Source organism: Marinobacter sp., assembly GCF_035268745.1.
In the GTDB taxonomy this organism is placed as follows: domain Bacteria; phylum Pseudomonadota; class Gammaproteobacteria; order Pseudomonadales; family Oleiphilaceae; genus Marinobacter.
On sequence record NZ_DATFKH010000225.1, the window covers coordinates 1 to 1,862 of the forward strand.

General features: G+C 56.4%; 1 protein-coding gene. It reads right to left on the minus strand.

Translation table 11 applies throughout. The annotated features are described in order from the left end of the window. Nucleotides 1-96: 96 nt before the first annotated feature. Nucleotides 97-1,320: a group II intron reverse transcriptase/maturase gene (gene ltrA / locus VJ956_RS14780; protein ID WP_324085807.1), complete on the minus strand. Its 1,224-nt coding sequence runs from the start codon at nt 1,318-1,320 to the stop codon at nt 97-99. Between the last annotated feature and the right edge of the window lie 542 nt (nt 1,321-1,862).

Here is a 1,862-nt window from a genome sequence, read left to right on the forward strand (position 1 = left end):
GGTCGAGTAGGCAATGGGAACCGCCCCCAAAGCCTCTCACAGAACCGTACGTGAACCTCTCGATTCATACGGCTCTTATTACCCAACCGCTACCTGTTATCCCACCCAATGCGCAAATAGCCGAGGGTGTCGCCACCTCAAGGCATTTACCCTACGGGCAGCCTGGATCAGTCCCCTGAGCTTCTTGTACTTCCCTTTGGCCCACCGGCTTAGTCGCAAGTCAAAGTGAAACAACACATTGCGAATGTAGCGGCGACCAAATAGGCCATAGTACTGCATCCAACCACGGATTCGGGACTGGCAGAACCGGACAAATTGCCCAAACTCCTGCTGACGCCACCGTTTCCAGGGCCACTCAGTGATCTGCGTACGGATCCCTTTGGCTGCCCGTTGGCTAATGGCTCCCATGAAGTAGACGCCCCGGCGACCCTGCCGGTTGCGCATCCAGCGCGGCCGGAAGGTGAAACCAAGGAAGTCGAACGCAAATACCGGGTAATCCTGCCGGTGTTGCCCACCCTTACAATAGACGATATTCGTCTTCTCTGGGTGCAGCGTCAGACCGCAGTCTTTGAACCTTTCCTCAAGGACCACTTTGAGCGCCTGAGCTTCCCGCTCACTGGAGCAGTGGCATACAATATCGTCCGCATAGCGTTCGAACTGGATGCCGCCCCAACGCTTTTCTACCCAGCGATCAAAGACGTAGTGCAGGAACAGATTCGCCAGCAGCGGACTAATCACACCGCCTTGCGGCGTGCCCCGGTCGCGCGACTCGATGGAACCACTCGCCAACTGAACCGGAGCGCTTAACCAGCGCCGGATGTACAGCTTTTGCCAGTCTTCCGTCACATGCCGATCCACCGCCTTCATTAGCAAGCCGTGGTCGATGTTGTCGAAGAAGCCCTGGATATCCATATCCAGCACCCAGGCCCTCTTCCAGCACCGGGCCTGAACTTGCTTCAGCGCATCATGCGCCGATTTTCCAGGTCGGTAGCCATAGGAGTCTGGGTGGAAGTGCCGTTCCAGTTCCGGTTCGATTTGCAGCTTAACCACCGTCTGTGCAATACGGTCCGCTACGGTCGGAATGCCCAGAGGACGTGTTCCTCCCGAGGCTTTCTCAATATCTACACGTAGTACCGGTGGCGGATGATAGCTTCCCGAAGATAACCGGTTCCAAAGCTTGTAAAGATTGTTGCTGAGGTCAGCATCAAAGTCCTCCAGACTCTGACGATCAACGCCAGCACTACCCTTGTTGGCCCGAACCCGTTTATAGGCCTGATAAACCAAAGCCTTCGGGATGGTATACGGTTTTGTCGAGACCACATGGCTCCTCCCGGAAGTCGGTTGGCCATTTGAACTCGACGGGATAATTTGCCCCCTTCGCTCCACACCCATTACAGGTGCTTCAACACTACTACGGGACAATCCGTCCCTGTGCCCTGCATCGGTACTCTCGCCTCGTGGGGTTACCACTTGTGCTTCTCCCTTAACATCAGGACGACAGGTTCTCATGTTCCATACTCAAGCCTGTACCCAGGTCATGCCGTCTCTATGCCGGCTGCCGCTACGCCCGTCACCAGTCTGCGTCGTAGCTCTTCCCGGAATTTCGCGGGGACCCCGGTTCTGACAGCAACATTCACCGTTTCGACACCTCATCGACGGTTCACTTTCGTTCATCTCCTTGGGCACTTACCTGACCGCTCTTGGCAGCCTTTTCCTCTGTCGCTCACGACCCACACTCTTAATGCGAGCCGCACAGGGCGGTTTGGTCCCGGTGTCTGGTCACCGAGACCGAGGGGCCTTCCCTCATCTTGAGTACAGCGAGAAAGACCGGAGTCTTTCGTCATGACACACCCGCGAAGCGG